Here is a 5,642-nt window from a genome sequence, read left to right on the forward strand (position 1 = left end):
GCCGGGCCCTTACGCCAGCACGCCGAAGAACGCGCCGATGATGCCCACGGCCATGGTGGCCACGATCAGCACCATGGGGTTGATCTTCTTGGACAGCAGCCAGTAGTACAGCCAGAAGGCGATCATGCCGAGCATGCCGGGCATGATGCCGTCCAGGATGTCCTGGAGGGTCTGGGCGTCCTCGCCCGAGCCGATGGCCACCGGGATGCTGGCCCAGAACATGTCCTTGCACATGGCGCCCACGACCATGACGCCCACGATGCCCACGCAGGTCATGATCTTCTGCATGAGGCCGGTCCTCTGGGCCTCGTCCAGGAAGCCCACGCCCAGCTCGTAGCCCTTGACGGCGCCCCAGACGCGCAGCGCGAAGCCGGGGACGTTGTAGATGAGCAGGAAGGCGATGGGGCCGAAGGGGTTGCCGGCCTGGCACAGGCTGATGCCCACCGCGGCGGCGACCACGCGCAGCGTCGACAGGAAGATGGAGTCGCCGATGCCGGACAGCGGGCCCATGAGGGCGGCCTTGACGTCGTTGACGCTCTCGGGCTCGATCTCGCCGCGGGCGACCTTCTCCTCCATGGCCATCGCGATGCCGCCGACGAACGGGGCGAACTGGACGGTGATGTTGAAGAACGCGCAGTGGCGGTGCAGGGCCTCGGCGTAGTCGTCGGGGCGGCCGGCGTAGATCTTCTTGAGCATGTTGGCGACCATCAGGCAGAAGGCGATGTTCATCTGCTTGTAGTAGGTCCAGGAGAACTCCATGCCCAGGGCGCCGACGTTGACGGCGCTCTTGACGAGGTCGGAGCGCGTGATCTTGTTCTCGGGACTAGAAGTCATCGTCCTCATCCCCTTCCGCGGAGAGCTGGGGCTGGGCTCCGCCCAGGCCGAGCAGGTCGAACTTGTCGATGCCGATGATGATGGCGATCAGGGCGACGCCCAGGACGGGCACGTTGGCGTAGGAGCACAGCAGGAAGCCCAGGAAGTAGAAGGGCACGAGCTGCTTGGTGAGCACCAGGCGGCCGAGCATGGCGAAGCCCATGGCAGGCAGGATGTTGGCGGCAACGCCGCAACCGTCGATGATGAAGGGCGGGATGAAGTCGAGCAGGCCCTGGATGGCGTCGGAACCCAAATAGAAGGCGCCGCCGCACAGCAGGAAGTACTCGACGCAGCCCCAGATTCCAATTCCCCAATGAACGGCGTAGATGCCTTTGAGGTTTCCCTTGAGGGCGAACTTGTCTGCCATATCGACAAACACAGGGAACAAGGCATTGGTAATGTTGCCGATCGTCAGCGAAAGGACGGCGATAGGCATGGCGAGCGCGATGGCCGTCTCGGTACCCTGACCGAGCTGAATGGCAAACGCGCAGGCGAGCACGCCGCCGACGGTTTCGTTAGGCGGTACGTAGGCGCCGATGGAGATCGAGCCCATGAACAGCAACTCCAGGCTGGCGCCAACGGCAAGGCCGGTCTGCAGGTCCCCCAGCACCAGGCCCACGAGCGGGCACAGGACGATGGGGCGGAACGCGTAGAGGGTGCCGAGCTGGTAGTCGAGACATCCAAACGCTCCGACTAAGCCGACGAGGATTGCTTGGACAAGCATAATTCCTCCCAATAAGGAATCTCGAACCGTCGTCACTCCCGTCGCGCGCGTTGTTGATATCAATTCCGGGAGTTCGATTCCACGGCTCGAAGCGTACCTGGTGTGCTGCTAACACCCATGCCAGGCACAAATGATTTGATACCAATTATAGGTATGCAGGTCCTCACTATTTAATACCACTCGCTCAGCGGGGTGTTTTTTACCGTAAACGGCAGACGTATCCCATCAGGCGCGCTCTTTGTTTCGATGGCGGACAAGCGCCACCAGAAAGCCATCGCCAAAGGCATCGTATGCCAAGTTGCCTACAATCACCAAAACGATAATCGCCGCGCCCAAAAACTCGTTCCAGCGAAAGACCTCGCCAAAGAGGAGCGCCGACCAGCAGGGAGCGAGCACGACCTCGCTCATGCAAACCAAGTTGGCCGCAAACGCGTTAGTGCGCGCAATCCCCTTGGCATATAGCACGCTCGCAAGGCCACTGCAAAAAAGGCCATGCACCAGCATGAGCCCCCACTCAAATGGTCTCACGGAGTCTAGGGCGCCAGCAAAATAGACGATCGGCAGCATCGAGATACCGCAGGAGATGAGCGAGGACACCATGGGCGACGCATCGGGGCGAGAGTTCAAAAAGAAACACAGCCCAAAGGTGGCGCCCGAAATGACGGCAAGCAGGTTGCCGAGCATGCCCTCGGCACTCAAATCGCCTAAAAAGAAAAGTCCCATACCCGTAAAAGCAACCACCACGGAGGCAATCTTCGCAGGCGAGGGCAATGTGCGAGCTGCGAGCGATTGATACACGATAACGAAAATCATCGAGGTGTACTGCAGGACGATCGCGTTGCCGACCGTCGTGAGCTGGTTGGCAAAGTTAAACGTGGTGCCCGTCACGAAGTTGCAGACGGCCACAAGGACAATAAGACGGCTGACGCGAAGGACGGGCCTGCCGACGAGCAGGATAAAGAGCGCCATAAATATTGCCGTGACGGCACCGATCAAAAGAGCTGACTGCGAATTGGCGCGAACGAGGATGCCGATAAAACTCCACAAGAGCGCCGTGCCAAATAGATACATCGCCCCGCTCACGCCATTATCGGGTGGATTGTCAGATCGAATCACGAAGCACCTCCAACTAGCTTTCGGTAATAAAAAACGGCGACCGCAATGGGTCGCCGTTTCCCTTGGGGGCAGATAATAGGCCGGGCCCTTACGCCAGCACGCCGAAGAACGCGCCGATGATGCCCACGGCCATGGTGGCCACGATCAGCACCATGGGGTTGATCTTCTTGGACAGCAGCCAGTAGTACAGCCAGAAGGCGATCATGCCGAGCATGCCGGGCATGATGCCGTCCAGGATGTCCTGGAGGGTCTGGGCGTCCTCGCCCGAGCCGATGGCCACCGGGATGCTGGCCCAGAACATGTCCTTGCACATGGCGCCCACGACCATGACGCCCACGATGCCCACGCAGGTCATGATCTTCTGCATGAGGCCGGTCCTCTGGGCCTCGTCCAGGAAGCCCACGCCCAGCTCGTAGCCCTTGACGGCGCCCCAGACGCGCAGCGCGAAGCCGGGGACGTTGTAGATGAGCAGGAAGGCGATGGGGCCGAAGGGGTTGCCGGCCTGGCACAGGCTGATGCCCACCGCGGCGGCGACCACGCGCAGCGTCGACAGGAAGATGGAGTCGCCGATGCCGGACAGCGGGCCCATGAGGGCGGCCTTGACGTCGTTGACGCTCTCGGGCTCGATCTCGCCGCGGGCGACCTTCTCCTCCATGGCCATCGCGATGCCGCCGACGAACGGGGCGAACTGGACGGTGATGTTGAAGAACGCGCAGTGGCGGTGCAGGGCCTCGGCGTAGTCGTCGGGGCGGCCGGCGTAGATCTTCTTGAGCATGTTGGCGACCATCAGGCAGAAGGCGATGTTCATCTGCTTGTAGTAGGTCCAGGAGAACTCCATGCCCAGGGCGCCGACGTTGACGGCGCTCTTGACGAGGTCGGAGCGCGTGATCTTGTTCTCGGGACTAGAAGTCATCGTCCTCATCCCCTTCCGCGGAGAGCTGGGGCTGGGCTCCGCCCAGGCCGAGCAGGTCGAACTTGTCGATGCCGATGATGATGGCGATCAGGGCGACGCCCAGGACGGGCACGTTGGCGTAGGAGCACAGCAGGAAGCCCAGGAAGTAGAAGGGCACGAGCTGCTTGGTGAGCACCAGGCGGCCGAGCATGGCGAAGCCCATGGCAGGCAGGATGTTGGCGGCAACGCCAAAGCCAGCAAGGACAAAGGGCGGGATGAAGTCGAGCATGCCCTGGATGGCGTCAGCACCCAGATAGAACGACAGCGAGCACAGCAGGAACGCCATGATGATACCGGTCAAACCGATCAGGAAGTGCATCGCATAGACACCCTTAAGGTTGCCCTGGCCGGAGAAGACATCAGCGCGGTCAACCAGGATCGGCAGGGCGGCGTTGAGGATGTTCTTGATGGCAAGGCACAGCGTGGCGATGGGCATGGCAAGCGCGATGGCTGCCTCGGTGCTCTGGCCCAGCTGGATAGCGAAGGCGCAGGCGAGCACGCCGCCGATCGTCTCATCAGGCGGCACGTAGGCGCCGATGGAGATCGAGCCCATGAACAGCAGCTCCAGGCTGGCGCCGATCGCGAGGCCGGACTGCAGGTCCCCCAGCACCAGGCCCACGAGCGGGCACAGGACGATGGGGCGGAACGCATAGAGCGTACCGAGCTGGCAGTCGAACTTACCAAATGCGGCGATAAGTCCGATGAGGATTGCTTGGGTAAGCATATATCCCCCTTTCCTAATAGGACGCTACGAAGAGCTCAGACTCTTCGAAATTGAACGCCTAGAGCACGCTGGCGCAGTCAACCTTGGGGTCATCGGCCAGGGGTCGAATCTCGACCTCAACGCCACGATCCAGCATCTCGCGCACATCGGCTTCCTCGGCCGCGGTCAGGAAGATCTGACGAGAGACCTGACGAGCATCGGGACGCTTCTCGTCCTTGGGCTTGGTGTTGCCCAGGTTGACCGACTTGATCTGCGGGCAGCCCTCAACAAGCTGCTTTGCCTCAGCAATAGTGGCGACACAGATGATCATCTTGTACTTGTCGGTCACGCCCGAGTTGATAGCTTCGATTGCATGCTCCATATCTTTGATGACGAGCTTGCAGCCGGCAGGCTTGCCCATCTTGAGCGTCGTCTTCCACACCGGGTCGTTAGCGACCTTATCGCCCACGCAGAAGATGCAGTTGGAGCCAAGGCCCTGAACCCAGGAAACTGCGACCTGGCCATGAAGCAGGCGATGGTCAACGCGAAGTAGCTGAATCATAATGTGACCCCCCAAAGGTCTTGTGCCGTCTTACGGCGTGTCAGTAGGTGCTGCGGATTAGAACTCTTCTTCCTCGTCGTCATCGACCAAAAGATCGTTGACAAACTTCACGCGCGTATCGTCCGCAGCGACGATGGCGCGAATCGTCTCCTCAACCGGCGCCGACTCGTCAGAGAACAGCAACTGGATGAGGAGAGGAAGGTTCATGTTGGTAACGAGGTACGTGCGGGGACGCGTCTGGACGATCTTGGTAAACTCGTTGTTGACGCTGCCGCCAAAGAGGTCGGTGCAGACAACGACATCATCGTCAGCAGACATGCCTGCCAGCAGTTTTTGGGCCTCCTCGGCCACGTCCATGCGGCCATCGACGAACATCGAAAGATCGTGGACGTTGTCGCGAGCGCCCGAGAGCAGCTCGACGCTCTCCTTGATGCCGGTAGCGAAGTGCGCATGGCTGGCGATGATGTACTGTCTCATTCTGTGTTCCTCTCAATAGCCCGGCACGTTCCCGCACCCGTTTTCTTTAGTAGTCGAACTGGTGATAGTAGCGACGATACTTGAGGTTGTGCTTGGTGACCGTCTCGTAGTAGCGAGCCAGGCGGTCGGTAACGAGCACCGTCAGAATCCACGGAGACACGATGACGCGGAACTCGTCGTCAAGGCCGGGGATCGCGAACTCGGCGGTGTCGATGATGTTGATGTCGGTGTCGCC

Annotated in this window: 7 protein-coding genes and 1 pseudogene; all 8 read right to left on the minus strand. The window is 60.7% G+C overall.

Annotation, left to right across the window (positions count from 1 at the left end):
- Positions 1-9: 9 nt before the first annotated feature.
- Positions 10-843: a PTS system mannose/fructose/sorbose family transporter subunit IID gene (locus I2E45_RS10115; protein ID WP_195445970.1), complete on the minus strand. Its 834-nt coding sequence runs from the start codon at positions 841-843 to the stop codon at positions 10-12.
- Positions 824-1,597 (minus strand): PTS mannose/fructose/sorbose/N-acetylgalactosamine transporter subunit IIC, encoded by a 774-nt coding sequence (locus tag I2E45_RS10120; RefSeq protein ID WP_195445971.1) that lies wholly within the window; start codon positions 1,595-1,597, stop codon positions 824-826. Before I2E45_RS10120 ends, I2E45_RS10115 begins: the two co-directional genes overlap by 20 nt.
- Before the next feature lie 225 nt (positions 1,598-1,822).
- Positions 1,823-2,713, minus strand: coding sequence for a DMT family transporter (locus I2E45_RS10125; RefSeq protein ID WP_232219764.1), 891 nt, complete (start codon positions 2,711-2,713; stop codon positions 1,823-1,825).
- A gap of 88 nt (positions 2,714-2,801) precedes the next feature.
- Positions 2,802-3,635 carry a PTS system mannose/fructose/sorbose family transporter subunit IID gene (locus I2E45_RS10130; protein WP_195445970.1) on the minus strand — a complete coding sequence of 278 codons (834 nt, stop codon included), beginning with the start codon at positions 3,633-3,635 and terminating at the stop codon, positions 2,802-2,804.
- On the minus strand, positions 3,616-4,389 hold the full coding sequence (locus I2E45_RS10135; protein ID WP_195445972.1) for a PTS mannose/fructose/sorbose/N-acetylgalactosamine transporter subunit IIC: 774 nt from the start codon (positions 4,387-4,389) through the stop codon (positions 3,616-3,618). Before I2E45_RS10135 ends, I2E45_RS10130 begins: the two co-directional genes overlap by 20 nt.
- Positions 4,390-4,447: 58 nt before the next feature.
- On the minus strand, positions 4,448-4,930 hold the full coding sequence (locus tag I2E45_RS10140; RefSeq protein WP_099432286.1) for a PTS sugar transporter subunit IIB: 483 nt from the start codon (positions 4,928-4,930) through the stop codon (positions 4,448-4,450).
- 57 nt (positions 4,931-4,987) lie between these two features.
- Positions 4,988-5,407, minus strand: a complete 420-nt coding sequence (locus I2E45_RS10145) for a PTS sugar transporter subunit IIA (protein WP_035137739.1) — start codon at positions 5,405-5,407, stop codon at positions 4,988-4,990.
- A 46-nt stretch (positions 5,408-5,453) separates the two neighbouring features.
- Positions 5,454-5,642, minus strand: a pseudogene (locus tag I2E45_RS10150) (SIS domain-containing protein); the annotation flags it as partial.

The organism is Collinsella aerofaciens, assembly GCF_015555045.1.
Lineage (GTDB): Bacteria > Actinomycetota > Coriobacteriia > Coriobacteriales > Coriobacteriaceae > Collinsella > Collinsella aerofaciens_W.

What these genes read in the sequence shown, in the direction of transcription:
- I2E45_RS10145 (WP_035137739.1), bottom strand. Translation starts at nt 5,407, where the DNA reads ATGAGACAGTACATCATCGCCAGCCATGCGCACTTCGCTACCGGCATC.
- I2E45_RS10115 (WP_195445970.1), bottom strand. Translation starts at nt 843, where the DNA reads ATGAGGACGATGACTTCTAGTCCCGAGAACAAGATCACGCGCTCCGAC.
- I2E45_RS10130 (WP_195445970.1), bottom strand. Translation starts at nt 3,635, where the DNA reads ATGAGGACGATGACTTCTAGTCCCGAGAACAAGATCACGCGCTCCGAC.
- I2E45_RS10140 (WP_099432286.1), bottom strand. Translation starts at nt 4,930, where the DNA reads ATGATTCAGCTACTTCGCGTTGACCATCGCCTGCTTCATGGCCAGGTC.
- I2E45_RS10135 (WP_195445972.1), bottom strand. Translation starts at nt 4,389, where the DNA reads ATGCTTACCCAAGCAATCCTCATCGGACTTATCGCCGCATTTGGTAAG.
- I2E45_RS10120 (WP_195445971.1), bottom strand. Translation starts at nt 1,597, where the DNA reads ATGCTTGTCCAAGCAATCCTCGTCGGCTTAGTCGGAGCGTTTGGATGT.